Below are 24,779 nucleotides of genomic sequence, written 5' to 3'. Positions count from 1 at the left end.
GGCCGAAACGCAGTCTGTAATACGCAACAACCGCTGCGCTAGTCTCGCGCCATGAGCGAGGCCAGCGTCGGCGTCCAGTCGGTCGACCGCGCGCTGACCATCCTCGAGGTGCTGGCCCGCGTCGGCGAGGCCGGCGTCACCGAGATCGCCGGCGAGCTGGGCGTCCACAAAAGCACCGCCTTCCGCCTCGTGAGCACCCTCGAGGCGCACCGCCTCGTGGAGCAGACCTCCGACCGCGGCCGCTACCGGCTCGGCGTCGGCGTGCTCCGGCTGGCAGGTGCGACCACCGCTCGGCTCGACCTGGTGCAGGAGGCCCGGCCGGTCTGCCGCCAGCTGGCAGCGGACACCGGCGAGACGGTCAACATCGCCGTCCTGTCGGAGAGCTCCGCGCTCTACCTCGACCAGATCGCCGGCTCCTCGGCCCTCCAGCCGCACAACTGGGTCGGCCAGCACATCCCGCTGCACGCGACCAGCAACGGGAAGGTGCTGCTCAGCGGCCTCGAGGACGACGCGGTCAAGGAGCTGCTCGGCACCCTGTCGCGCTACACCCCCACCACGATCACCAAGAAGGGCAAGCTCCGCGAGGAGCTCGCCCTGGTCCGCGAGCAGGGGTACGCCGTCGCGGTCGACGAGCTGGAGGAGGGGCTGACCGCCGTGGCCGCGCCGATCCGCAACGCGCACGGCGACGTGGTGGCCTCGATGAGCGTCTCCGGACCGACCTTCCGGCTGTCCGAGGAGCGCGTCGCGGACGTCGTCGCCCTGCTCGTCGAGGCCGCCGCCGAGGTCTCGCACCGCCTCGGCTGGGGTCAACGTTGAGTTACAACCCGTCGCTTCCCCTTGACGGCTCGGGAGCCTGACTCCATCCTCGGGACCAAGAACCGGTTGCGCGACAAGCAATTGGTTGCGTGATACGCAACTGAGTGGTCGTGCGGGGAGTGAGTCCGAGTGGCCGAGCTCTACCTTGACGGCGCGTGGGTGAGCGCGCGCGGTGGAGCACGCCGTGAGATCCGGTGTCCGGCCGACGGGACCCTGGTCGCCGAGGTCGACGAGGCGGGCGCCGAGGACACCGAGGCCGCGATCGCCGCGGCGTACGGCGCCTTCCGCGACGGACCGTGGACCGACACGTCGGCCCGCGAGCGTGGCGACCTCCTGCTGCGGCTCGCCGACCTCCTCGAGCGCGACGCCGAGGACCTGGCCCGGATGGAGTCGCTGGACACCGGCAAGCGCCTGGTCGAGAGCCGCTACGACATCACCGACGTGGTCGCGGTCTTCCGCCATTACGGACGGGTCGCGGCGGAGGACGCCGGCCGGATGGTCGACACCGGCAACCCGGACGTCGTCAGCCGGATCGTGCACGAGCCCGTCGGCGTCTGCGCGCTGGTCACGCCGTGGAACTACCCGCTGCTCCAGGTCTCCTGGAAGGTCGCTCCCTGCCTCGCGGCCGGCAACACGTTCGTCCTCAAGCCGAGCGAGCTGACGCCGCACACCGCGATCCACCTGATGCGGCTGCTGGCCGAGGCCGGGCTGCCCGCCGGCGTCGGCAACCTCGTCCTCGGTGCCGGTGCGACCGCCGGCGCACCCCTGTCGACCGATCCCCGCGTCGACCTCGTCTCCTTCACCGGCGGTCTGGAGACCGGCCGGCGGCTGATGGCGGCCGCCGCCGGGACGGTGAAGCGGGTGGCGCTCGAGCTCGGCGGCAAGAACCCCAACATCGTGTTCGCCGACGCCGACCTCGAGGTCGCCCTCGACTTCGCGCTCACGGCGGTCTTCCTGCACTCGGGCCAGGTCTGCTCGGCCGGCGCCCGGCTCATCGTCCAGGACGAGATCCACGACGAGTTCGTGGACCGGCTGGTCGCGCGGGCCGGCACGATCCGGCTCGGCGGCCCGTTCGACGACAAGGCGGAGACCGGCCCGCTGACCAGCAGCGCGCACCGCGACAAGGTCGAGGCGTACGTCGCGCGCGGGATCGCCGAGGGCGCCGTGCTGCGCACCGGTGGCGCACGCCCCGAGGACCCGGCGCTCGCCGACGGGTTCTACTACCTGCCGACGATCCTCGACGGCTGCACCAGCGACATGTCGGTCACCCAGGACGAGTCCTTCGGCCCGGTGCTGACGGTCGAGACGTTCACCGACGAGGCGGACGCGGTCCGCATCGCCAACGACAGCATCTACGGCCTGGCCGGCGCGGTCTGGACCCAGGACGCGGGCAAGGGCCAGCGGGTCGCGGGCAGGCTGCGGATGGGCACGGTCTGGATCAACGACTACCACCCGTACGTGCCGCAGGCCGAGTGGGGCGGCTACAAGCAGTCCGGCTTCGGCCGGGAGCTCGGCGAGGCCGGGCTAGCGGAGTACCGCGAGACCAAGCATGTCTGGCACAACATCCGCCCGACCGAGCAGAGGTGGTTCGGCGGATGAGCCGGGACCGGTACGACTACGTCATCGTCGGCGGCGGCTCCGCCGGTTGCGCGCTCGCCAACCGCCTCTCGGCCGACCCCGGTACGACGGTCCTGGTGCTCGAGGCCGGACGCTCGGACTTCCGGATCGACCCGTTCATCCACATGCCGGCGGCGCTGCCCTTCCCGATCGGCAACCGGTTCTACGACTGGAAGTACGAGACCGACCCGGAGCCCCACCTCAACGACCGCCGGGTCTTCCACGCCCGCGGCAAGGTGCTCGGCGGGTCCAGCTCCATCAACGGGATGATCTTCCAGCGCGGCAACCCGCTCGACTACGAGCGCTGGGGCGCCGAGCCGGGCATGAAGGAGTGGGACTACCTCCACTGCCTGCCCTACTTCAAGAAGATGGAGAGCTGTCTCGCCGGCCCCGACGACTGGCGCGGCGGCGACGGCCCGCTGGTGCTGGAGCGCGGACCGGCGGGCAACCCGCTGTTCTCCGCCTTCTTCGACGCCACCGTCGAGGCGGGCTACCCGCGCACCGACGACGTCAACGGCTACCGCCAGGAGGGCTTCGCGAAGTTCGACCGCAACCTGCACCGCGGCCGCCGGCTCTCCGCCGCCCGGGCCTACCTGCACCCCGTGCGGCACCGCAAGAACCTCACCGTCGAGACCCTCGCGATGGCCACCCAGGTGCGATTCGAAGGCAAGCGTGCCGTCGGCGTCGACTACCTGCGCGGCGGCCGGCTCAAGCGGACGGCGTACGCCGGCGAGGTGATCCTCTGCGGCGGCGCGATCAACACGCCCCAGCTGCTCCAGCTCTCCGGCGTCGGCGACCAACGGCTGCTCGAGGAGCAGGGCGTCCCGCTCGTGCACCACCTGCCCGGCGTCGGCGAGAACCTCCAGGACCACCTCGAGGTCTACATCCAGTACGCCTCCAAGCAGCCGGTCTCGATCGCCCCCGGGCTCAAGTGGCGCAAGCGTCCCGGCATCGGCTACCAGTGGCTGGTCCACCGCCGCGGCCTCGGCGCGACCAACCACTTCGAGGGCGGCGGCTTCGCGCGCAGCAACGAGGACGTCGACTACCCCAACCTGATGTTCCACTTCCTCCCGGTCGCGATCCGGTACGACGGGTCCGCGCCGACCGAGGGCCACGGCTACCAGGTGCACATCGGGCCGATGTACGCCGACACCCGTGGCCACGTGCGGATCAGGAGCCGCGACCCGAAGGTTCACCCGTCGCTGCTCTTCAACTACCTCTCGACCGACAACGACAAGCGCGAGTGGGTCGAGGCGATCCGGGTCGCGCGGGACATCCTCAACCAGCCCGCGTTCGCGCCGTACAACGACGGCGAGCTCTCGCCCGGCCCGTCCGTGGAGACGGACGAGGAGATCCTCGACTGGGTCCGTGCCGACGCGGAGACGGCCCTGCACCCCTCGTGCACGGCCAAGATGGGCATCGACGAGATGGCCGTCGTCGACCCGTCGACGATGAGGGTGCACGGCGTCGAGGGTCTGCGCGTCGTCGACGCCTCGGTCTTCCCGTTCGTCACCAACGGCAACATCTACGCCCCCGTGATGATGGTCGCCGAGAAGGCCGCCGACCTGATCGCCGGCAACACCCCGCTCCCGCCCGCCGACGTGCCGTACTACCGCTACCGCGACGGCATGCCGCTCTACCCGCCCGGCGACAGCCGCAACAGCGAGGACCCCTCATGAGCGACGCAGCCCTGACCGTGCGCAACCTGTGGAAGATCTTCGGCAAGGGCGCCGACGGCATCATCGGCACGCCGGACGACGAGCTCTCCCGTGCGGAGCTGAAGGAGAAGACCGGCTGCGTGGTCGGCGTCAAGAACGTCTCCTTCGACGTGGCGCCGGGCGAGGTGTTCGTCGTCATGGGCCTGTCGGGCTCCGGGAAGTCGACGCTGGTGCGCTGCCTGACCCGGCTGATCGAGCCGACCTCGGGCGAGATCGTCATCGACGGGCACGACATCGTCAAGGCCAACGAGGCCGAGCTGCGCAACCTGCGTCGTACCCACACGTCCATGGTCTTCCAGCACTTCGGCCTGCTGCCGCACCGCCAGGTGATCGACAACGTCGCCTACGGCCTGGAGATCCGCGGCATCAAGAAGAAGGAGCGGCGGGCCAAGGCCGAGGAGATCGTCTCGCTCGTCGGGCTGTCCGGCTACGAGCGGTCCTACCCCGACCAGCTGTCCGGCGGCATGCAGCAGCGCGTCGGGCTGGCCCGGGCGCTGGCCAACGACCCGTCCCTGTTGCTCTTCGACGAGCCCTTCTCCGCCCTCGACCCGCTGATCCGCCGGGACATGCAGAACGAGGTGATCCGGCTCCACCACGAGCTCGGCAAGACGATGGTCTTCATCACCCACGACCTCCAGGAGGCGCTCAAGCTCGGCGACCGGATCCTGATCATGCGCGACGGCGCGATGGTGCAGATCGGTACGCCGGACGAGGTGGTCGGCGCCCCGGCCGACGACTACGTCCGCGACTTCACCTCGGACGTGCCGAAGTCGCACGTCCTCACGCTGAAGTGGGTGATGCGCGAGCCGCGCCCCGATGACTCCCTCGAGGGTCCGGTGATGAGCTCGAGCACGATCGTGCGGCAGGCGGCGCGCGCCGCGCTCGCGTCCGACCACCCCCTGCGAGTCGTCGACGACGGCGAGCTCGTCGGCATCGTCGACGACGACGCGATCCTCCGGGTCGTCGTCGCGGAGGAGGCCCCGGCATGACGACCGCCACCGCACCGCCCGCCGTGGACAGCGTGGAGCCGGACGCCGTGCCGCCGCCGGCGCGCGGGCGCCGCGGGATCCCGCGGTGGGTGTGGGTGCTCGTCGTCCTCGCGGGGTGGGTCGCCGTGTGGAGCGTGTCCAAGGGGACGCACACCCTCTTCCTGTCGGGCACCGACCAGACCGACTTCCACGCGCGGCTGTCCGATCGGGTCAGCAGCTACAGCTCGAACCCGGTCACGGAGGTCATCGCCGACTTCATCAACGCGATCGTCGACTTCCTGCGCGAGCTCATCGCGATCCCGACGCCGCCCCGACCGGCGCCGGCCGTGGGCTGGCTCGGGGTGGTGGCGATCGCCACCTGGATCGGATATGCGATCGCGAACTGGCGGATCGCGCTGCTGGTCGCCGGGTCCTTCCTCTCCTTCGGGCTCTTCGGGTACTGGGAAGACTCCATGGACCTGCTGATCGTCACGTCGGTGTCGGTCGCCTTCGCCGTCGTCATCGGGTTCCCGCTGGCGGTCTGGATCGCGATCAGCCCGCGCGCGGGGCGCTGGATCACGTTGGGACTGGACCTCCTGCAGACGATGCCGACGTTCGTCTACCTGATGTTCGTCTTCGTCCTCTTCGGCATCGGCGCGCCGACGGCGGTGGTGTGCACCCTCGCCTACGCCCTGCCGCCCATCGTCCGGATCTCGGGCTTCGGCATCCGCGACGTGTCTCCGGCGACGATCGAGGCCACGAACTCGCTCGGCCAGACGACCCCGCAGCGCCTGCTCAAGGTGCAGATCCCCATGGCCCGGCGGACGATCATCGTGGGTCTCAACCAGACGATCCTGGCGGCGCTGTCGATGGCGATCGTCGCGTCGTACATCAACGGTCCCGGGCTGGGGAAGCCCGTCCTCGCGGCGCTGACCGAGAACGACTTCGGCGCCGGCCTGGTGCCGGGCCTGCTCATCGTCGTGATGGGCATCATGCTCGACCGCACCACCACCGCGGCGAGCGAGCGCTCGGAGCGGGTGTCGCGCGGCGGTGGCGAGGACCCGCGTCGGCGTCGGCTCGTCCTGGGCGTCCTGCTCGTCCCGGTCGCTGTCGCGGTCTGGTACTCGCGCTACGCCATCGACGCCGCGAAGTTCCCGGAGACCTCGTGGGCTCGATCGGTCGCGGACACCGCCAACTCGTGGATGGAGTCGTTCACCTCGGCCGTCGACACGGCGGCGGGCACGTTCTCCGACGCGATCTCCTACGGGCTCCTCAACCCGATGCAGTCGCTGCTGGCCGAGTCCCCCTGGTGGCTGAGCTTCGCCGCCCTGCTGCTCCTCGCCGTGGTGATCGGTGGCCGGCGAGCCGTCGTGCCCGCCGTCCTCTGCCTGACCGGCCTCTACCTCCTCGACCTCTGGCACGACGCCATGATCGTCCTGAACATGACCCTGGTCGCCACGCTCCTGGTGATGGTGCTCGCGCTCGTCCTCGGGGTGTGGATGGGCCGCAGCCGGACGGTCGACCTGGTGATCAGGCCGGTCCTCGACGCCGGACAGACCATCCCGGCGTTCGTCTACCTGATCCCGGTCCTCGCCCTCTTCGGCCCCACGCGCTTCACCGCCATCGTGGCGGCGGTCGTGTACGCCGCCCCGGCCGCCATCAAGCTGGTGGCCGACGGGATCAGGGGAGTCCCCGACGTCGTCATCGAGGCCGGTCGGTCGACCGGATCCACCACCTGGCAGGAGATCACGAAGGTCCAGCTGCCGATGGCCCGGGGATCCCTCGTGCTCGCGACGAACCAGGGCCTGCTCTACGTGCTGTCCATGGTGGTCATCGGCGGGCTCGTGGGCGCCGGGGCCCTCGGCTACGACGTCATCTACGGACTGGCGCACTCGGACTACGCAGGGAAGGGGCTGGCCGCCGGGCTGTCCATCGTGCTCCTCGGGATCATGATCGACCGCGTGATGCGGGCGGCAGCGGACCGGGCGGGTGCGGGCGAGCTGCAGCGGCAGCCCCGCACGGGCGGGAGGTGGTGGCGCTGACCTGAGCCGCGGCCGGCAACGGCACCAGCCGGGGGCGCTCGGCGAGCCCGATGGCGAACGACCCGAACACGTCGCGAACGCGACACGACACAAGGAGTAGATGGTGCGGATTCTCAACAGGCAGCGAGCCGGACTCGTCGCCGTCGCCGCGAGTGCCGTGGTCGCGCTCACGGCCTGTGGCGGTGGCACGGTGAACGAGGAGACCAAGACGAACGAGTCGAAGGCGGCCGCCGCCGGCGGCGAGTGCGGAGACCTCAAGATCATCGTCAACCCGTGGGTCGGCTACACCGCGGACGCGTACGTCGTCGGCGCCGTCGCCGCAGACGAGCTCGGCTGCAACGTCTCCTACGTGGAGCTGAAGGAGGGCGGGCCGTCGTACCAGGCGCTGAAGTCGGGCGACGGCGACGTCATCCTCGAGGAGTGGTCGCACGCCGAGGAGCTCAAGGCAGCGGAGGCCGACGGCTACGCCGTCGATCTCGGGTCGCCGGGCAACGTCGGGATCATCGGGTGGTACGTCCCGGACTGGCTCGCCCAGGAGCACCCGGACATCCTGGACTGGAACAACCTGAACAAGTACGCAGCCGAGTTCAAGACCTCCGAGTCCGGTGGCAAGGGCCAGTTCCTCGGGTCCGACCCGACGTACACCCAGTACGACGAGGCGATCATCAAGAACCTCGGGCTCGACTACCAGGTGGTGTTCGCCGGCGGTGAGACCGCGACCGTCGAGGCCTTCAAGAAGGCCCAGGAGAACAAGGAGTGGCTCATCGGCTACTTCTGGGAGCCGCAGTACATCCACGCCGAGGTGCCGATGGACCGGGTGAAGCTGCCCGAGTACAAGGAGGGCTGCGACGCCAAGAAGTCGGAGGTCGCGTGCGACTACGCGGAGACCGAGCTGAAGAAGGTCGCCGCCAAGGACTTCATGGACTCGGGCTCCACCGCGGCCGACCTGATCAAGAAGTTCACCTGGACCAACGACGACCAGAACCTGGTCGCCAAGTACATCACCGCGGACAAGATGACCCCGGAGGAAGCCGCGGCGAAGTGGATCGCGGACAACCCCGACAAGGTCGCGGCCTGGCAGAGCTGAGGGCACACCCGGGACCCCACCCGGGACCGGCGGGCGGCCGGAGCGACTCCGGCCGCCCGCGCACGGTCCCGTGCGTTTCCCCCGACCGGCCACGGGGAAGACCCCAGCCACGGGATTCAGCAGACTCGGGGGAGGCCGTCCATGGCTCGACGCATCACGTCCGTGCTCGCCACACTGACTATCGCTCTGGCAGTGCTCGCCCCGGGCGACGCGTCCGCCCAGAGCCCGGTGGCGACCAGCAGCAGCGCCCGCGGATCGCACTCGTGCTCGACCAAGGACGCCGAGGACCTCCGCGTGAAGCGCTGGGTGACCCTCGACTCCCACACGTACGCGATCACCCACGCCGACCGGGTGCGCCTGGACCCGGGAGCGTCCTTCGACCGGACGCGCTCGGTCAGCTTCGTGAAGAAGGTGTCGACGAAGCTCGAGGGCGGCGCCGAGGTCCACTCCGAGGCCGGCGCGTTCTTCGCGAAGGCGTCGGTCACCGTGAAGGCGTCGGTCGCCCATCTCCGCGAGTCGACCACGACCACCACGGTCTCCGACACGTTCCACATCCCCGCGCGCAGCCGGGCGCAGCGCTTCGTCTTCTACGAGGGCGTCGACTACTTCCGCATGCACTGGCACCGGCTGCAGTGTCGCTTCCCGCACGGCGAGCTCCGGTCGGGTCGGCTCAAGACCTTCACCCGGGCCACCTTCTCCGGCGTCGCCCGGTGCTCGCACTCCAGGTACCGCTCCGGCTCCGAGGCCTACGCCGCGACGCTGGCCGGAGGCTGCTGAGCGCGTACGCCGCCGCCGCGCCCTCGCGCCGGCGCGGTTCGTCCGACGGATGCCGGTGGGTCCGGCCCGTCGGTGCTGGCGCGCGCCCTTGACACGGACCCGGCGCCGACCGGATGCTTGAGAACGTTCCGTATTGCGCACTGTGTTGCGTATCATGCAACGAGGAGTGTCATGGCCACCGTCCCCGCGTCCGCGAAGGTCGTCGTCATCGGCGCCGGCATCGTCGGCAACAGCCTTGTGCACCACCTCGCCGAGCTCGGCTGGCGCGACATCGTGCAGCTGGACAAGGGAGCGCTGCCCAACCCGGGCGGCTCGACCGGCCACGCCTCCAACTTCATCTTCCCGGTGGACCACTCCCGGGAGATCACGGACCTGACGCTCGACTCGATGCGGCAGTACAAGGAGATGGGGGTCTTCACCGAGTCCGGTGGCTTCGAGATCGCCCGCACCGAGGAGCGCATGGAGGAGCTGCGCCGCCGCATGTCGAGCGCCAAGGCGTGGGGCATCGAGGCCGAGCTCGTCAGCCCGGCGTTCGTGAAGGAGAAGGTCCCCTTCATCGAGGAGGACCAGTTCATCGGCGCCTTCTGGACGCCGAGCGTGGGCGTGGTCGACTCCCTGCGCGCGGGCACGCTCATGCGCGAGAGCGCGCTCGCCAGCGGCGCGCTGACCGTCGTACCCACCGTCGAGGTCGTCGGCCTGGACGTCGAGGACGGACGGATCCGCCGGGTGCGCACCGACGGGGGTGACATCGAGGCGGAGCACGTCGTGATCGCGTGCGGCGTGTGGAGCCCCAAGATCGGCGACATGGCCGGGATCTCGATCCCGCTGACGCCCGCGGTGCACCAGATGATCAGCGTCGGCCCGTGCCCGCAGCTCGCCGAGCGCGAGGGCGAGATCTCCTTCCCGATCATCCGGGACATGGACACGTTCTGCTACGAGCGCCAGCACGGCGCCGACATGGAGGTCGGCTCCTACGCCCACCGCGCGATCCTGCACGAGCCGGAGGACATCCCCTCGATCGAGCAGGCCAAGCTGTCGCCGACGGAGATGCCCTTCACCTCCGACGACTTCGACCCCCAGCTGGAGCAGGCCTACGAGCTGATGCCCGAGCTGCTCGGGGCCGAGGGTGCGGAGATGCGCTACGCGATCAACGGCCTGCTGTCGTTGACCTGTGACGGCAACCCGATCCTGGGCGAGAGCCTGGTCAAGGGCCTCTGGACCGCCTCGGCGGTGTGGATCAAGGAGGGCCCCGGCGTCGGGCGCGCGGTCGCCGAGTGGATGACCCACGGCCACAGCGAGATCGACCTCCACCACAGCGACATCGCGCGCTTCCACCCGCACCAGATGCGCCGCGAGCACACCAGGCTGCGCACCACCGAGTCCTTCATCAAGACCTACGGGATCATCCACCCGGCCGAGCAGTACGAGTCCGACCGCGACCAGCGGCTCGCGCCGATGCACGCGTCGCAGCAGAAGCTCGGCGCGGTGTTCTTCGAGACCGCGGGCTGGGAGCGGCCGCACTGGTACGAGTCCAACGCCGGCCTCCTCGAGCAGTACGGCGACGCCGTGCTGCCCCGCGAGCACGAGTGGGACGCCCGCTGGTGGAGCCCGATCATCAACGCCGAGCACCTGCGGATGCGCGAGGCCGCCGGCGTGATCGACCTGTCGGCGTTCCAGGTCTTCGACGTCACCGGCCCCGGCGCGCTCGACACGGTGCAGCGCACCTGCGTCGCGCAGTGCGACGTCGCGGTCGGCAAGGTGATCTACACGCCCGTGCTCGACGCCAAGGGTGGCTTCCTCTCCGACCTGACGGTGATGCGGCTCGGCGACGACCACTTCCGCGTCGTCACCGGCGGCGCGCACGGACGGGCGGACCTGCAGTGGTTCGGCAACCAGCTGCCGGGTGACGGTGCCACCACGATCACCGACCACACCGACGAGGTGTCGACGATCGGGCTGTGGGGACCGCGCGCCCGCGACATCCTCGCCTCGCTCACCTCCGACGACGTGTCCGACGAGGGCTTCGGCTTCCTCACCTGCCGCTCGATCGACGTCGACGGCACCACCGTCCTGGCCTCGCGGATCTCGTACGTCGGCGAGCTCGGCTGGGAGCTGTACGTCACGATGGACGACGCCGCCGCGCTCTGGGAGACCCTGCTCGAGGCGGGCGCCGGCCACGGCGCCGTACCCGTCGGCATCGGCGTCTACGGGACGACCGGTCGGCTCGAGAAGGGCTACCGGGCCTTCGGCTACGAGCTCGACGCGGAGCGGACCATCGTCGAGGCCGGCATGCAGCGGCCGAAGGTGAAGGCCGCCGACTTCGTCGGTCGCGATGCCTACCTCGCCCAGCGCGAGGCGCCCGTCCAGTCGGTGCTGTGCACCCTGGTCGTCGACGACCACACGTCGGCGAGCGGCGTGAAGCGTTACATGCTCGGCGGCGAGCCGATCCTGACCGCCGCAGGCGAGCCCTTCACCGACGGCCACGGTCACCACCCGTACGTCACCTCGGCCGGGTCGGCCCCGTCGCTCGGCAAGCACGTGCTGCTGGCCTACCTGCCGCCGGCCGAGGCGTCCATCGGCAACCGGCTGAGCGTCTCCTACATGGAGGAGCTCTACCCGGTCACCGTTGGCTCGGTCGACGCGACGGCTCTCCTCGACCCCGACAACTCACGGATCCGCTGATGGTCTCGGTGCTGGTCTGCATCAAGCGGGTCGTCGACTCGTCGAGCGAGGTCGTGCTCACCGAGGACGGTCAGGGCGTCGACGGCCGGTACGCCGGCTTCACGATGAGCGCCCACGAGGAGTGCGCCGTCGAGCTCGCCGTCCAGATCGCCGCCGCGACCGGGGGCACGGCGACCGTGCTCACCCTCGGCGACGCCGACGCGGTCGAGCAGCTGCGCGCGGCGCTGGCCGTCGGCTGCACGGCCGCCGTCCACGTGGTCGCGGACGCCCAGACCTTCGGGCCGTCCGACGTGGCCCGCGAGATCGCCGCCGTCGCGGGCGACCACGACCTCGTGCTGCTGGGCAACGACGCGGCCGACAGCGGCGACTTCCAGGTCGGCATCCGGCTCGCCTACGAGCTCGGCCGCCCGGTGGTCAACGGGGTCTCCAGCGTGTCGGTCGCCGACGGCGTCGTCACGGCCGAGGGCGCCGGCCCGGACGGTCACGAGACCTACCGGGTGCCGCTGCCCGCCGTCGTCACCGTGCTCGAGGGCGGCGTCGAGCCGCGCTACCCGACCGTGCCCGGCCGGATGAAGGCCAAGAAGGTCCCGATCGACGAGCGCCGGCCCACCGCCGAGCCGGTCGGACCGTCGCGCGTCCGGCTGCTGCTCCCGCCGCCCACGGCGTCCGACGTCCAGATCCTCGGCAAGGGCGCCGACGCCGCGCCCGCCGTCGTCGACCTGCTCGAGCAGCTGGGGGTGCTGGCGCGATGATCGTCGTCCTGGTCGAGACCACGCCCACCGGCGAAGCGGTCGAGGTGTCCCAGGAGGCGATCACCTTCGCGCGCTCCCTGGCCGCCGAGGGCGGCGGCGTCCCCGTCGACGCCGTCGTCGTGGGTGAGCCGTCGCCCGACCTGGCCGCCACGCTCGCGGCGTACGGCGTCCGCACGGTGCACGCGCTGAGCGGCGACGCCTACGCGTCGTACGCCGGTGCCGCCTGGGCCGCCGGCCTGAAGGGCGTTCGCGGGTCGTCGGTCGTGGTGATGGCCGCCGGCACCCCGCGCGGCAACGAGGTGATGGCGCACGTCGCCGCCCGCGAGGGCGTCGCGATGGCCGCCAACGTGCTGTCGTTCAGCGGCCTGTCGCCCTTCGTGGTCACCCGCCAGGTCGTCGGTGGCGGTGCGCTCGAGGAGATGCGGCTGGGCGACCGCCCGGCCGTCTTCACCGTCGCCGGGCACGCGGTCGAGGCGGCGCCCGCGGACGCGCCCGGTGCGGCCGAGGTCGTCGTCCACACGCCGGAGATCGCGGCTGCCGACCTGGTCGCGCGTGTGGTCTCGAGCGAGGAGCCCGAGCCCGACCTGTCCGGGACCCTGAAGTCCGCCCGCGTCGTCGTCGGCGCCGGGCGCGGCGCCGGCAGCTCGGAGGGGTTCGCCGACCTGCTGGAGCTGACCGAGCTCGTCGGCGGTTCTCTCGGCGTCTCGCGGGTGGTCACCTCGCTCGGCTGGCGGCCGCACCACGAGCAGGTCGGCCAGACCGGCTCCCGGATCTCGCCGGACCTCTACATCCCGTGCGGCATCAGCGGGGCGATCCAGCACTGGGCGGGCTGCTCGTCGGCCAAGGCCATCCTGGCGATCAACACCGACCCGGACGCGCCGATGGTCACCAAGGCGACGTACGCCGTGATCGGCGACCTGCACGAGGTCGTGCCCGCGATCAATGCGGAGATCCGGCGCCGCCGGACTGCGTGAGCTGCTGCACCGAGTCGGGGACGGGCAGGTCGGTCGCCCAGGGCGCTGGGACCGGCGCGCCGAGCACGGTCCGCACCGGCACCAGCCCGCTCCAGACGTCGTCCTCGGCGTCCGCCTCCTCCGGCGTGGCCGGCCAGTCGTCGGCGACCTTGAGCAGCCACCCGTCCGACCGGATCGGCAGCGACAGGGCGAGCGTGGCCACCAGCTCCTTGCGGTGGGGCGGGCGGACCTCGCCGGTGCGGCCCGGGATCAGCACCTCCGAGAACAGGTCGAGCGCGGCACCCCGCCGCTCGTCGTCCAACGGCTCCAGCGGTCCGCGCACCGTCGCCGACCGGTAGTTGACCGACGACTCGAAGGTCGTCGGCGCCACCACCAGCGCGTCGAGCGCGAAGACCGTCAGCACCGCCGGCGCCCCGGCTGCCACGCCGCGCAGCGCTCCGGCCCCGGTCGACCCGTGCAGCAGCAGCCGGTCGCCGTCGCGCGCGTAGAGCATCGGCACCGCGAGCGGACGGCCGTCGAACACGCAGGACAGCACCCCCACCCACTGGGAGTCGAGCAGCGCGTCGAGCGCCGCCCGATCGGTCACGCCCTGCTCGGGGAAGCGCCTCAGTCGTTCCACCTGCCCATCCCACCACCTCGGCGTACGACGTGGGCAGGTCCAGACCGCGCGCCGGGTCGGTGTGATTCCGGGCCAAGGCGGGAACAAGTGCCCACAGAGAGGTCGGCCCACAACCCGCGGGCCTGGGAGCAAGGGGAGTCAGATGGCCAACGAGGAGCGCGTAGTCGAGCCGGTCTGGGAGCCACGTGCGGTCACCCGCACCCGAGGCCTGTCCGACCTGCTGGTCCGCCGACCGGAGCTCACCGGCGTCTACCTGCCGGCCGACGTGACCGCCGAAGCGCTTCGCTGGTCCGCCTGACAGCTCCGACTGTCAGCTGCCTGCGGGCCGGCTCGGGTCGGTCGCCGATAGGCAGTTACGCGGGTACGGCGGGCGGTGGGTTGCGGTCGCCTCCCGGCTTTCCGGCCGCCTTCCCGTGGTCGAGATCGTGACCGTTTCGTGACCTGAATCCCTGTGGATAAGGCCTTCTGAGGCGCCTGACTGTCGGTGGGCAGTGCTTGGCTAGACCCATGACAGCGATGACCACACCCCACCACCAGGTGGCGACGGCGACCGCGCGGATGCGCGGTGTTGCCGACGCCGTGGTGGATGCGTCGGTGTGGTCCATGTCCTCTGGCGAAGCAGCGTCGACGCTGGTGGAGCTGACGAAGCTGGAGGCGCAGGTCGTCGAGCTCCGGTCCCGGGTCGCGCGGCACGCCGACGAGCTCCAGGTCGGCACGGACGTCGGCGCGACGTCGACCGCGACCTGGTTGGCGCACCAGACCCGGCTCACCCGGTCGGCCGCTGCTGGGGTGGTGCACCTCGGCTACGACCTGGACACACACGACGTCGTCCGAGACGCCCTCGCCGCCGGCGACCTCCGACCCGAGCAAGCGGTCGTGATCCTCCGTGCCGTGAAGGAGCTACCCGAGGATCTCGACCCCGACCTGGTGATCCGGGCAGAGCGGCACCTGGTCGACGCGGCCGCCGAGCACGACGCGAAGACGTTGCGGATCCTCGGCCGCCGCCTCCTCGAGGTCGTGGCCCCGGACCTGGCGGACCAGCACGAGGCCGACCTCCTCGAGAAGGAAGAGGCCAAAGCAGCCCAGGCGATGCGGCTCACGATGACCGACGACGGCCACGGCAAGACCCACGCCCGGTTCACGCTTCCGACCGTGCAGGCGGCGATGCTCAAGAAGATGCTGCTGGCGATCGCCGCACCCAAGCACCAGGCCGCCACCCACGGACCCGGCGTCGAACGCCGCCCCGGACCCGAGCGGATGGGCCGGGCGTTCGCCGAGCTCATCGAACGCATCAGCGCGAAGGATCTCCCGAGGGTCGGCGGCACCGACGCCACCATCGTGATCCACATCGACCTCGACGTGCTGACCGGCAAGCTGCAGAAGGCCGGGGTCCTCGACACCGGCGAACGCATCAGCCCCTCCCAGGTCCGCCGGCTCGCCTGCACCGCCCGGATCCTCCCCGTCGTCCTCAACGGCGAGTCGGAGGTCCTCGACGTCGGCCGAGCCAAGCGGTTCTTCACCAAGGCCCAGCTCACCGCGATGGCCATCCGTGACGGCGGCTGCGCCGCCGAAGGATGCGACTGGCCACCCTGGATGTGCCACGGACACCACTGGACCCGCTGGGCAGACGACGGCAACACCGACCTCTCAAACGGCGGACTCCTCTGCCCCCGACACCACGCACGAGCCCACGACCCGACGTACGAGACGACCCATCAGCCCAACGGCAGGGTCAGCTTCCACCGCAGGTGCTAGGCCTACGCGTCACGTCCCATCGCAGGCTCGACTTCCACAGGCGGACGTGCGCGACCTCGCCGATAGCATCTGTTCGTGGAGTGGTCGACGCCCTCAGCGACGCCGGGTCGGACAAGGTCCTGAGGCATCCCGCGGTCGCGGGCCGGATCAAGCGCCGTCCAGTGATGTTCAGGGTCGGAGGCGGGCTTGTCGCGCTCGGTTTGGTTCCCGTTGTTGCCACCCTCGGTGCGCTCCTGAGGCATCGGTACGACCCCGAAGCGGGCGTGATGCCCGTCCTGGCGTCGGCGTTCGCCGCCCTGGTCCTGCTCGGCTGGGTGATCCTGGGGGTCTGGTGGCGCACCGCCGAACCGGACAAACCGACTATTGAGTAAGTCGAGCAACTCAGTAGACTTCGGCCATGGTGGAGGAGACCCCCAGCGTCGACCCGTGGTGGTTGGTCTTCTCCGTCGTGTCCGTGGGGACGCTCGGGCTGCTCCTGGTCATCGACCGGTACGTCGAGCTCCTCGCCGCAGGAGCGGCGTACGCCGCCACCTGGTTCATCGCTCGGGCCGATCGGCAGCCGGGCGGAGAGAGGGAGTCGAGATGACGCACGCAGCCGAACGACCGTGGGAGCTGCCCGAGGATCCCCAGGCGCTCGCCCAGGTCCGGGCCCTGAGCCATGTCCGGGCCCTGACCGACCTGTTCGGGCGGCGCCCCGACCTGACCGGGGTGTACTCGCCGGCCGACCTGACCAAGGAGGCCGTGCTCTGGTCGGCCTGACCTGACCGGCTGACGCGCTGCGGCCGCCCGCCTACCCTGGGTCGAGTGACACCGGGGGGAGGGAGCGGCATGCGGCGTGCACGCAGTGGGGCGATGTTGGTCGTCGTCGCGCTCCTGGCCGCCACCCTGACCGCCGGCTGCGACGGTTCCGAGCCGAGCACCGGGCGCGAGCCGAAGCCCACGGCGACGGCGACGGCGAGCAGTACGGCGTCCTCGCCGCGCTCCTCCGACTCGGCGGCGCCCACGGGCGGGCCGACCCTCGACCCGGCGCACGCGGTCGACAGCCCCGGTCCCCGGACCGGCGTGGTCGGCTACCCCGACATCGTCGTCACCAGCTCCAAGTCGATCGACGCGGAGACCATCGCCGCCATCCAGCACCTCGACCACGTCCAGGACGTCCTGCCGATCGCGCTGGCGCAGGTGATCGTCCAGAACCGCGCCCTCCAGGTGGCGGCGGTCGACCCGGCGACGTACCGCAACTACACCCGCCTGGAGGTCGCCGAGAGCCAGGACATCTGGGACCGGGTGGCCCGGGGCGAGCTCGCGATCAAGAAGTCGCTGGTCGCGAGGCTCCCGGTCGACGACAACGACTTCGTCGGTCTCGGCAGCACGGCCGAGGCCCCGGAGGTGCACATCGGTGCGTACGCAGCCCAGGCGCCGCTCATCGACGCGGTGGTCAACGACACCTGGATCCCGGACCTCGGCATGACGCCCGACAACGCGCTGCTCATCCGGACCGGCGGCACCGCACCGGTCACGCTGCGCAAGGCGATCGAGGGGGTGCTGGCCGGCAAGGCGTCCGTGCAGATGACCGACGCGGTCGCCCGCTACGGGATCGACCCGAACGTCGTCCAGACCGCAGTCGTCGTCGGCACCATCGCCGACGCGGTCGGCGTCTACCGCTACAGCGTGCTGGCCGGCGGTCGCATCGCGCCGGACCCCGCCTGGGTCGCCGAGCACATCACCACGCAGACGGTGCCGATCCTGGGCAGCGTCACCTGCAACAAGGCGATCTTCCCGCAGCTGATCGCCGCGCTCAACGCCGTACGGGACCAGGGCCTGGCCGACAAGATCCATCCCGGCGAGTACGCCGGCTGCTACAACGCCCGCTTCATCGCCGGATCGACCAAGCTCTCCAACCACGCGTTCGGGCTCGCCCTCGACCTCAACGTGCCGGGCAACCAGCGCGGCACCGTCGGCCAGATGGACCGCCAGGTGGTCGCGATCTTCAAGAGCTGGGGCTTCACCTGGGGGGGCGACTGGGGCTACACCGACCCGATGCACTTCGAGATGAACCGGCTCGTCGAGCCGCGCTGACCCGGCCGCTAGCCTCGACGCCATGCGCGCAGTCCAGGTCGTCCAGCCCACCGGTCCCGCCGATGTCGTCGTCAACGAGGTCCCCGAGCCCACCCCGCAGGCCCACGAGGTGCTGGTCGAGGTGCACAGCGTCGGGATCTCCTTCCCCGACCTGCTGCTGAGCAAGGGCGAGTACCAGCTGAAGCCGGAGCCGCCGTTCACGCTCGGCGTCGACTTCGCCGGCGTGGTCGTCTCCGGACCCGAGGGGTTCACCCCGGGTCAGCGGGTCGCAGGTGTCGCCGGCTACGGCAACGCCGCCGACCTGGTCGCCAGCCCCGCCGACACGACGTTCGCCCTGCCCGACGGCCTGTCCTTCGACGAGGGCGCGGCGCTGCCGATGAACTACCTGACCGCGCACTTCGCGCTGGCCGAGCGCGGCGACCTCCGCGAGGGCGAGACCGTGCTGGTGCACGGTGCCGCCGGTGGCGTCGGCACGGCGACCATCCAGGTCGCCAAGGGGTACGGCGCGCGCACGATCGCCGTCGTGAGCACCGAGGAGAAGGCGGCGATCGCCCGCGACGCCGGCGCGGACGAGACGGTCCTGCTGGACGGGTTCCGGGACTCGGTCAAGGAGCTCACCGGAGGCCGCGGCGTGGACGTGGTCGTCGACGTCGTCGGCGGCGACGTCTTCACTGACTCGCTGCGCTCCCTGGCGACCCAGGGCCGGCTGCTCGTGGTCGGCTTCGCCGCCGGCCAGGGCATCCCCGAGGTCAAGGTCAACCGCCTGCTGCTCAACAACGTCGACGTGCGCGGCGTCGGCTGGGGTGCCTACGCCATGATGCGGCCCGGCTACATGCAGCAGCAGTGGGCCGAGCTGCTGCCGATGATGGAGTCCGGCGTGATCCGGCCGCCGGTCGGCACGACGTACGCGCTCGAGGAGTTCGGCCAGGCGCTGATCGACATGGAGCAGCGCAAGACCCTCGGCAAGTCCGTCGTGAAGGTGCGGGGCTGAGATGCCGGACGAGGCTGCAGAGGCCCGCGCCCACGCCCTGCTCGCGGCGCAGATCATCCTCGACGGCGTGCGGGCGGCCGATCCCGCCGACGACGCCCGCATCAACGACGGGATGCAGGAGGCCTTCGGCCGACTCGTCGAGATCGGGGCCATCGGCATCGTCCTCGACGAGTCCGAGGGCGAGGCCGAGATCCAGCTGGACGTCGCACCGTTGCTCAGCGGCCTGACACTGGTCGTCGGCTACCTCGCGGACCAGCTCGGCCTCGCCGAGGGCGTGTCCCGCGAGGAGATCATCGCCGACGTCCGCGAGGCGTTCATCGGCTGAGCAGCGTCAGTCCGGGTCGACGCCGATGTCCTCGAACCACAGGTCGGGGCGGTCGGCGATGAACGACTCCATCAGCCCGATGCACTCGGGGTCCTCGAGCACGAGCACCTCGACGCCGTTGTCCGCGAGCCACTCGTGGCCCCCGAAGAACGTGGTCGCCTCGCCGACGATCACCCGGGAGATGCCGAACTGACGGACCAGGCCGGAGCAGTACCAGCACGGCGACAGCGTCGTGACCATCGTGGTGCCGGCGTAGGTCCGCTGCCGGCCGGCGTTGCGGAAGGCCGAGGTCTCGCCGTGCATCGACGGGTCGTCATCCTGCACGCGGCGGTTGTGCCCGCGACCGAGCACGGTGCCGTCGGCGGCGACCAGCGCCCCGCCGATCGGGATGCCGCCCTCGGCGAGGCCCAGCCGCGCCTCCTCGACGGCGACCGCGAGCCAGTCGCGGGCGGTGGGGATGTCCAGCGTCATGCGACGGACGCTACCTCGGCCGGCACCGGCGGAGCCGGGGCGGCGAGCGGCCGGAAGAGCAGGGCGTACGCCGCCGCCGCCAGCACGAAGCCGACGACCGGGGTCAGGTCGCCGAGGCCCGGGTGGGCGCTCGCCACCGGCCCGACGTACCTCGTCTGGTCGCTGAACAACCAGATCGAGACCACGGCGGCGACCACGAACGCGACCGGGCCCGCCCAGTTGCGGTAGCCGCGGGTCAGCATGGTGCCGATGGGGTCGGTGCCGCGGCGCAGCAGCCGGTCCGTGAGGACGACGCCGAGCCACGGGGCGACCCAGTAGGCGATCACGAGCAGGAAGTTCTCGTACTTCGCGCCCGCGTCGTCCAGCCCGCTCCAGCCGACGAAGAAGCCGATCACGCCGAAGACGCTCGCGACCAGTGCACGCCGGATGTGGGACGGCAGCCGGATCTCGAGGGTGAGGAAGGCCATCGCGCCGGAGTAGATGTTGAGGATGTTGGCGCAGACCGCGCCGAGGGCGATCGCGAGCAGCGTCAGGTTGCCGAGCACGCCGGGGAGCAGGTCGGTGAACGCCGTGGTCGGGTTGCCGAAGAACGGATCCGGCCCGGCGGTCACCGCGGCCGCCCCGGCCAGCTCGAGCAGCGTGCACGAGAGGAAGATGCCGAGCCCGGCGCACGCGAAGACCTTGACCCGGCTCGTGTCGGGGGCGAGGTAGCGGGAGTAGTCCGAGGCATAGGGGTTCCAGCCCGCGGCGTACCCGAACGTCGCGGCGGTGAGCAGCATGAAGCCGCCGAAGCCGCCGCCCCCGCCCGGGGCGCCGGGGTCGGCCTTGGTGAAGACCACGACGACCGCGACCAGGAAGATCACCGCGAGCACCGGGAACGCGAACCGCTCGAAGACGTGCACGAAGTTGTGCCCGAAGAACGCCACCACGACCTGGACGCCGACGACGATCAGCAGGCACACGACGCCCGGGAGGTCGGTCAACGAGCTCAGTGCGAGCGCGCCGCTCACGCTGTTGACCGCGAACCACCCGATCCCGGCCATCACCGAGCTGATCACGGCCGGGAGGGCGTTGCCCCAGAACCCGAACGCCGAGCGCGAGGCGACCATCTGCGGCAGGCCGGTGCGCGGCCCCATCGTCGAGAGGTAGCCGTGGGTGAGCGACCCGAGCGCGGTGCCGAGGACGATCGCGCACGCGGCCTGGACGAAGGACAGACCGAAGAAGAGCGTCCCGATCACGCCCACGAAGACGGTCGCGAACTCCAGGTTGGGCGACGCCCAGGTCCACAGCAGCTGGAGCGGGGAGCCGTGCCGCTCCTCGAGGGGGATCAGCTCGACCCCGCCGGGCTCGACGGCGGCGACCTTGCTGCCGTAGTCGCGGGACTCCAGAGGCAGGTCGACGGTCTCCATGCCCGGAAGTATCGGCCCCCGGTGTTGCGGGCGTGTAAGGACCCGCTGGGTCAGAGGGCCTTGAGGGGGTGGATCGCGATGTCGCCGGCGATGGCGCCACCCAGGACCTCGAAGGCGGCCGCGATGTGGGGCATCCCCATGTGCGCGTCCAGGTCGGCCTGGGCACGCCAGGCCTCGACCGTCACGAAGACCCCGGGCGTCGAGGCGGACTCGAACACGTCGTACGCGTAGCAGCCCTCCTCCTTCTCGAGGGTGGCGGCGGCCAGCGTCGCGAGGGCGGCAGCGGCCTCGGCGGTCTTGGCGGGGTCGATCGGGATGGTGGCGACGACGCGGAGGGCGTCGGCAGGCAGGTCGGTCATGTCCGGACCGTAGCGCGTGCCGGCAACGACGAAGCCCGTTCGGCCTATTCCGCTTCGTGCCCCCGGTGCGTCTAGGGTTGGCAGGTGAGCATTCTCGAGGACGCCCGCGAGGGCATGGACGTCACCATCCGTCCGCAGGACGACCTGTTCGGCCACGTCAACGGGCGCTGGCTCGAGGAGGTCGAGATCCCCTCCGACCGCTCGAGCTGGGGACCGTTCGTCCAGCTCGCGGACATCGCCGAGGACCAGGTCCACACGATCATCGAGGACCTCGCCCGCGTCGTCGCCGAGGGATCGGCCGAGGGCAGTGCCGACATCGACGAGGACGCCCGCAAGATCGGCGACGTCTTCCACGCCTTCATGGACACCGAGACCATCAACGCCAAGGGGATCGAGCCGGCGCGGCCGCTCATCGCCGCGGTCGCCGGCCTGCGCGACGTCCGCGACCTGGCCGCCTTCCTCGGCGAGTTCGAGCGGATCGGCGGGCACGGGCTCTTCGGCTCCTACGTCGCGACCGACAGCAAGGACTCCGACCGCTACCTCTTCAACCTCGGCCAGGGCGGCCTGGGCCTCCCCGACGAGTCCTACTACCGCGACGAGAAGTTCGCCGAGATCCGGGAGAAGTACGTCGCGTACCTGACCCGCCTCTTCTCCCTCGCGGACCACGCCGACCCCGACCGGGCGGCGGCGACCGTGCTGGCGATCGACACCCGGATCGCCGCCGGCCACTGGGAGCGCGCGGAGACCCGCGACGTCCAGAAGACCTACAACCTGATGACCAAGGCGGAGCTCGTCGAGCTGTGCCCCAGCTTCGACTGGGACGCCTACGTCACCAACCTCGGTGGCAGCGACGAGACGCTGGCCGAGGTCTGCGTGCGGCAGCCGTCGTACTTCTCCCACCTCTCGTCAGTCCTCGACGAGGTGCCGGTCGACGAGTGGCGCGAGTGGCTGCTCTCCCACGTGCTGCGCGCGTCGGCGGCGTACCTCACCGACGACTTCGTCGAGACCAACTTCGACTTCTACGGGCGCACCCTCAACGGCACGCCCGAGCTGCGGGCGCGCTGGAAGCGCGGCGTCGCCTTCGTCGAGGGCGCGATGGGCGAGGCCGTCGGCAAGGTGTACGTCGAGCGCCACTTCCCGCCGCGGTCCAAGGCGATGATGGACGACCTGGTCGCCAACCTGCTGGCGGCCTACCGCGTCTCCATCGAGGCCCTCGACTGGATGACCGAGGAGACCAAGCAGCGGGCGTACGACAAGCTCGACAAGTTCCGCCCCAAGATCGGCTACCCGGAGAAGTTCCGCGACTACTCCGCGCTCCAGGTCTCGCGCGACGACCTGCTCGGCAACGTCGCGGCCGCCTCGGCCTTCGAGACCGACCGTGAGCTCGCCAAGATCGGCGCGCCGGTCGACCGCGACGAGTGGTTCATGCTGCCGCAGACCGTCAACGCCTACTACAACCCGGGCACCAACGAGATCTGCTTCCCCGCCGGCATCCTGCAGGCGCCGTTCTTCTCGCCGGACGCCGCGGAGGCCGAGAACTACGGCGGCATCGGCGCGGTCATCGGCCACGAGATCGGCCACGGCTTCGACGACCAGGGTGCGCAGTACGACGGCGACGGCAACCTCAACGACTGGTGGACCCCGGACGACAAGGCCGCCTTCGAGGTGAAGTCGAGGAAGCTCATCGACCAGTACGACGCGTTCGAGCCGCGCGCCCTGCCCGGCGAGCACGTCAACGGCGCCCTCACCGTCGGCGAGAACATCGGCGACCTCGGCGGCCTGACGATCGGGCACACGGCGTACCTCATCGCCCGGGGCGGCTCGGCCGCGGCCGAGGACCGGCAGCAGCTCTTCATGAACTGGGCCTACTGCTGGCGGACCAAGCGTCGCAAGGAGCAGGAGCAGCAGTACCTCACCATCGACCCGCACAGCCCGCCGGAGTTCCGCGCCAACATCGTGCGCAACCTCGACGAGTTCCACGAGGTGTTCGAGACGGCGCCCGGCGACGGCCTGTGGCTCGACCCCGAGGACCGCGTCCGCATCTGGTGATCCGGTTCGAGTGGGGACCGACCGGGGCGGCGGCGATCGCGGCTCCGACGACGGTCGTCGTGGACGTCCTGTCCTTCACGACCACCCTGAGCGTGGCCGTCGAGCGCGGCATCACGGTCTACCCCTTCCGCTGGAAGGACGACCGGGCCGAGGCGTACGCCGCCGAGCGGGACGCCGTGCTCGCCCGCGGCCGGTCGCTGCGCGACGGGGTGAGCCTGTCGCCGGCGTCGGTGCGGGCCGCGGTCGGGGTCGAGCGGCTGGTGCTGCCCTCGCCCAACGGGTCGGCTATCAGCCTCGGCCTCGCCGAGACGGGTGTCACCGTGGTCGGCGCGGCGCTGCGCAACGCGTCGGCGGTCGCCCGATGGCTGCACGAGCGGGGCGGTGACGTGGCCGTCGTCGCCGCGGGCGAGCGGTGGCCGGACGGCACGCTGCGGCCCGCAGTCGAGGACCTGTGGGGGGCCGGCGCCGTCCTCGCGTCCCTGGTGGACCTCGGCGTGGACGGGCTCAGCCCGGAGGCGCAGGTCGCCGAGCAGGCGTTCCGCGCCGTCGAGCCGCGGCTGTACGACGAGCTCCATGCCTGCGCGAGCGGCGAGGAGCTGGTGACCGCCGGCTTCCCCGAGGACGTCGCCGTCGCCGCAGAGCTCGACGACAGCGACGTCGTACCGGTGCTGGTCGCGGACGCGTTCGTCGTCAGCCGAACCGCTGGTAGGTGATCGTCGGGTAGTAGAGCGTGGTGGCTCCGCCGCCGCCGTCGGTCACCCGCAGGGCGAGGGTGTGCTGGCCCTTCGGGATCCTCGTGCAGAACTGCACGGTCGCCTGGTCGAGGATGTTGTTGTAGGTGAAGTACTTGGTGCCCTCCGAGGTGCCCACGCCGTCGCGGTAGAACGTGACGCTCGTGAGCTCGCCGGCACCGCCGCTCGACGCCATCGCGCTGAGCGTGACGAGCACGGTGTCCTTGCCCTTCTTCGGTCCCTTGACGTTCCACTGGGAGCCCTCGACCTCTGCCGTGGTGCCGGCGGGGACGGACTGGAAGTCCATCGCGCGCGACATCATCGCGATCGTCGGGCCGCCGGTGCATGCCGCGACCTGGGCGCGGGCGGCCGGCACCTTCGGAGCGCTGCCCTTGCCGCCGTCGTCGGCGTTGGCGGTCCCGACCAGGGTGCTGCCGGCGAGGGTGACCGCGAGAAGTCCTGCGGCGGCGATGGGGAGTGATGTGTTCATGGCTGATCCTCCTGACGTCCGGCGGCCCCGAGATGAGCCGACCGACGGGGAGTCGGGCGCCCCAGGGCTCT

General features: G+C 71.0%; 25 protein-coding genes. 20 read left to right on the top strand and 5 right to left on the bottom strand.

The features are described from left to right. The first annotated feature begins 51 nt into the window (after positions 1 to 51). The 10 genes from ABEA34_RS11395 (at position 52) to ABEA34_RS11350 (ending at position 13,433) form a co-directional block, all read left to right on the top strand. Complete coding sequence (locus tag ABEA34_RS11395; protein WP_345521378.1) at positions 52 to 816, top strand: IclR family transcriptional regulator; 765 nt, start codon at positions 52 to 54, stop codon at positions 814 to 816. 159 nt (positions 817 to 975) lie between these two features. Then, positions 976 to 2,415 carry an aldehyde dehydrogenase family protein gene (locus ABEA34_RS11390; protein ID WP_345521377.1) on the top strand — a complete coding sequence of 480 codons (1,440 nt, stop codon included), beginning with the start codon at positions 976 to 978 and terminating at the stop codon, positions 2,413 to 2,415. Further along, a complete protein-coding gene (gene betA, locus ABEA34_RS11385) occupies positions 2,412 to 4,112 on the top strand; it encodes a choline dehydrogenase (protein ID WP_345521376.1) in 1,701 nt (566 codons plus the stop codon). The genes ABEA34_RS11390 and betA overlap by 4 nt, the downstream gene beginning before the upstream one ends. Beyond that, on the top strand, positions 4,109 to 5,140 hold the full coding sequence (locus tag ABEA34_RS11380; RefSeq protein ID WP_345521375.1) for a quaternary amine ABC transporter ATP-binding protein: 1,032 nt from the start codon (positions 4,109 to 4,111) through the stop codon (positions 5,138 to 5,140). The genes betA and ABEA34_RS11380 overlap by 4 nt, the downstream gene beginning before the upstream one ends. Beyond that, positions 5,137 to 7,161, top strand: coding sequence for an ABC transporter permease subunit (locus ABEA34_RS11375; RefSeq protein WP_345521374.1), 2,025 nt, complete (start codon positions 5,137 to 5,139; stop codon positions 7,159 to 7,161). Before ABEA34_RS11380 ends, ABEA34_RS11375 begins: the two co-directional genes overlap by 4 nt. A gap of 103 nt (positions 7,162 to 7,264) precedes the next feature. Beyond that, positions 7,265 to 8,248, top strand: coding sequence for an ABC transporter substrate-binding protein (locus ABEA34_RS11370; RefSeq protein WP_345521373.1), 984 nt, complete (start codon positions 7,265 to 7,267; stop codon positions 8,246 to 8,248). A 141-nt stretch (positions 8,249 to 8,389) separates the two neighbouring features. Next, a complete protein-coding gene (locus tag ABEA34_RS11365; RefSeq protein WP_345521372.1) occupies positions 8,390 to 9,025 on the top strand; it encodes a hypothetical protein in 636 nt (211 codons plus the stop codon). A 171-nt stretch (positions 9,026 to 9,196) separates the two neighbouring features. Beyond that, positions 9,197 to 11,707 carry a GcvT family protein gene (locus ABEA34_RS11360; protein WP_345521371.1) on the top strand — a complete coding sequence of 837 codons (2,511 nt, stop codon included), beginning with the start codon at positions 9,197 to 9,199 and terminating at the stop codon, positions 11,705 to 11,707. Then, the gene (locus ABEA34_RS11355) at positions 11,707 to 12,459 is read left to right on the top strand and encodes an electron transfer flavoprotein subunit beta/FixA family protein (protein ID WP_345521370.1); all 753 of its coding nucleotides are present in this window, start codon (positions 11,707 to 11,709) and stop codon (positions 12,457 to 12,459) included. Before ABEA34_RS11360 ends, ABEA34_RS11355 begins: the two co-directional genes overlap by 1 nt. Beyond that, a complete protein-coding gene (locus ABEA34_RS11350; RefSeq protein ID WP_345521369.1) occupies positions 12,456 to 13,433 on the top strand; it encodes an electron transfer flavoprotein subunit alpha/FixB family protein in 978 nt (325 codons plus the stop codon). Before ABEA34_RS11355 ends, ABEA34_RS11350 begins: the two co-directional genes overlap by 4 nt. Here ABEA34_RS11350 and ABEA34_RS11345 read toward each other — a convergent pair. Then, entirely contained in the window at positions 13,399 to 14,052 is a 654-nt protein-coding gene (locus ABEA34_RS11345; RefSeq protein ID WP_345521368.1) for a pyridoxamine 5'-phosphate oxidase family protein, read from the bottom strand. The two genes, ABEA34_RS11350 and ABEA34_RS11345, sit on opposite strands and share 35 nt — an antisense overlap. A gap of 142 nt (positions 14,053 to 14,194) precedes the next feature. On the opposite strand from ABEA34_RS11345, the gene ABEA34_RS11340 reads away from it, so the two are divergent. The 8 genes from ABEA34_RS11340 to ABEA34_RS11305 all read left to right on the top strand — a co-directional run bounded on the left by ABEA34_RS11340 (position 14,195) and on the right by ABEA34_RS11305 (position 19,199). Beyond that, the gene (locus tag ABEA34_RS11340) at positions 14,195 to 14,350 is read left to right on the top strand and encodes a hypothetical protein (protein ID WP_345521367.1); all 156 of its coding nucleotides are present in this window, start codon (positions 14,195 to 14,197) and stop codon (positions 14,348 to 14,350) included. Positions 14,351 to 14,559: 209 nt separating this feature from the next. Continuing rightward, a complete protein-coding gene (locus ABEA34_RS11335) occupies positions 14,560 to 15,807 on the top strand; it encodes an HNH endonuclease signature motif containing protein (RefSeq protein ID WP_345521366.1) in 1,248 nt (415 codons plus the stop codon). 80 nt (positions 15,808 to 15,887) lie between these two features. Next, on the top strand, positions 15,888 to 16,178 hold the full coding sequence (locus ABEA34_RS11330; protein WP_345521365.1) for a hypothetical protein: 291 nt from the start codon (positions 15,888 to 15,890) through the stop codon (positions 16,176 to 16,178). Between the two features lie 26 nt (positions 16,179 to 16,204). Next, positions 16,205 to 16,393, top strand: coding sequence for a hypothetical protein (locus ABEA34_RS11325; protein ID WP_345521364.1), 189 nt, complete (start codon positions 16,205 to 16,207; stop codon positions 16,391 to 16,393). Further along, positions 16,390 to 16,566 (top strand): hypothetical protein, encoded by a 177-nt coding sequence (locus ABEA34_RS11320; protein ID WP_345521363.1) that lies wholly within the window; start codon positions 16,390 to 16,392, stop codon positions 16,564 to 16,566. Before ABEA34_RS11325 ends, ABEA34_RS11320 begins: the two co-directional genes overlap by 4 nt. A 69-nt stretch (positions 16,567 to 16,635) precedes the next feature. After that, entirely contained in the window at positions 16,636 to 17,883 is a 1,248-nt protein-coding gene (locus ABEA34_RS11315; protein ID WP_345521362.1) for a M15 family metallopeptidase, read from the top strand. Between the two features lie 22 nt (positions 17,884 to 17,905). Then, positions 17,906 to 18,874 carry an NADPH:quinone oxidoreductase family protein gene (locus tag ABEA34_RS11310; RefSeq protein ID WP_345521361.1) on the top strand — a complete coding sequence of 323 codons (969 nt, stop codon included), beginning with the start codon at positions 17,906 to 17,908 and terminating at the stop codon, positions 18,872 to 18,874. Position 18,875: 1 nt separating this feature from the next. After that, positions 18,876 to 19,199 carry a hypothetical protein gene (locus ABEA34_RS11305; RefSeq protein WP_345521360.1) on the top strand — a complete coding sequence of 108 codons (324 nt, stop codon included), beginning with the start codon at positions 18,876 to 18,878 and terminating at the stop codon, positions 19,197 to 19,199. Between the two features lie 6 nt (positions 19,200 to 19,205). Here ABEA34_RS11305 and ABEA34_RS11300 read toward each other — a convergent pair whose 3' ends face one another. From ABEA34_RS11300 to ABEA34_RS11290, 3 genes are read right to left on the bottom strand one after another with little or no spacing between them, the layout of a single operon-like run. After that, positions 19,206 to 19,670, bottom strand: a complete 465-nt coding sequence (locus ABEA34_RS11300; RefSeq protein ID WP_345521359.1) for a nucleoside deaminase — start codon at positions 19,668 to 19,670, stop codon at positions 19,206 to 19,208. Beyond that, positions 19,667 to 21,079 (bottom strand): purine-cytosine permease family protein, encoded by a 1,413-nt coding sequence (locus tag ABEA34_RS11295; protein WP_345521358.1) that lies wholly within the window; start codon positions 21,077 to 21,079, stop codon positions 19,667 to 19,669. The genes ABEA34_RS11300 and ABEA34_RS11295 overlap by 4 nt, the downstream gene beginning before the upstream one ends. A 50-nt stretch (positions 21,080 to 21,129) precedes the next feature. Next, positions 21,130 to 21,438, bottom strand: a complete 309-nt coding sequence (locus ABEA34_RS11290; RefSeq protein WP_345521357.1) for a putative quinol monooxygenase — start codon at positions 21,436 to 21,438, stop codon at positions 21,130 to 21,132. A gap of 84 nt (positions 21,439 to 21,522) precedes the next feature. Between ABEA34_RS11290 and ABEA34_RS11285 the strand changes: the two genes are divergently transcribed. Beyond that, positions 21,523 to 23,487 (top strand): M13 family metallopeptidase, encoded by a 1,965-nt coding sequence (locus ABEA34_RS11285; RefSeq protein ID WP_345521356.1) that lies wholly within the window; start codon positions 21,523 to 21,525, stop codon positions 23,485 to 23,487. Then, the gene (locus ABEA34_RS11280) at positions 23,484 to 24,200 is read left to right on the top strand and encodes a 2-phosphosulfolactate phosphatase (protein WP_345521355.1); all 717 of its coding nucleotides are present in this window, start codon (positions 23,484 to 23,486) and stop codon (positions 24,198 to 24,200) included. The genes ABEA34_RS11285 and ABEA34_RS11280 overlap by 4 nt, the downstream gene beginning before the upstream one ends. Here the strand turns inward: ABEA34_RS11280 and ABEA34_RS11275 are convergent. After that, the gene (locus tag ABEA34_RS11275; protein ID WP_345521354.1) at positions 24,178 to 24,708 is read right to left on the bottom strand and encodes a hypothetical protein; all 531 of its coding nucleotides are present in this window, start codon (positions 24,706 to 24,708) and stop codon (positions 24,178 to 24,180) included. The two genes, ABEA34_RS11280 and ABEA34_RS11275, sit on opposite strands and share 23 nt — an antisense overlap. Between the last annotated feature and the right edge of the window lie 71 nt (positions 24,709 to 24,779).

The sequence above is a fragment of the Nocardioides conyzicola genome, assembly GCF_039543825.1.
GTDB classification, from domain to species: Bacteria; Actinomycetota; Actinomycetes; order Propionibacteriales; family Nocardioidaceae; genus Nocardioides; species Nocardioides conyzicola.
The sequence above is the reverse complement of the archived record's forward strand: the minus strand, read 5'-3'. Positions and strand labels throughout refer to the sequence as shown.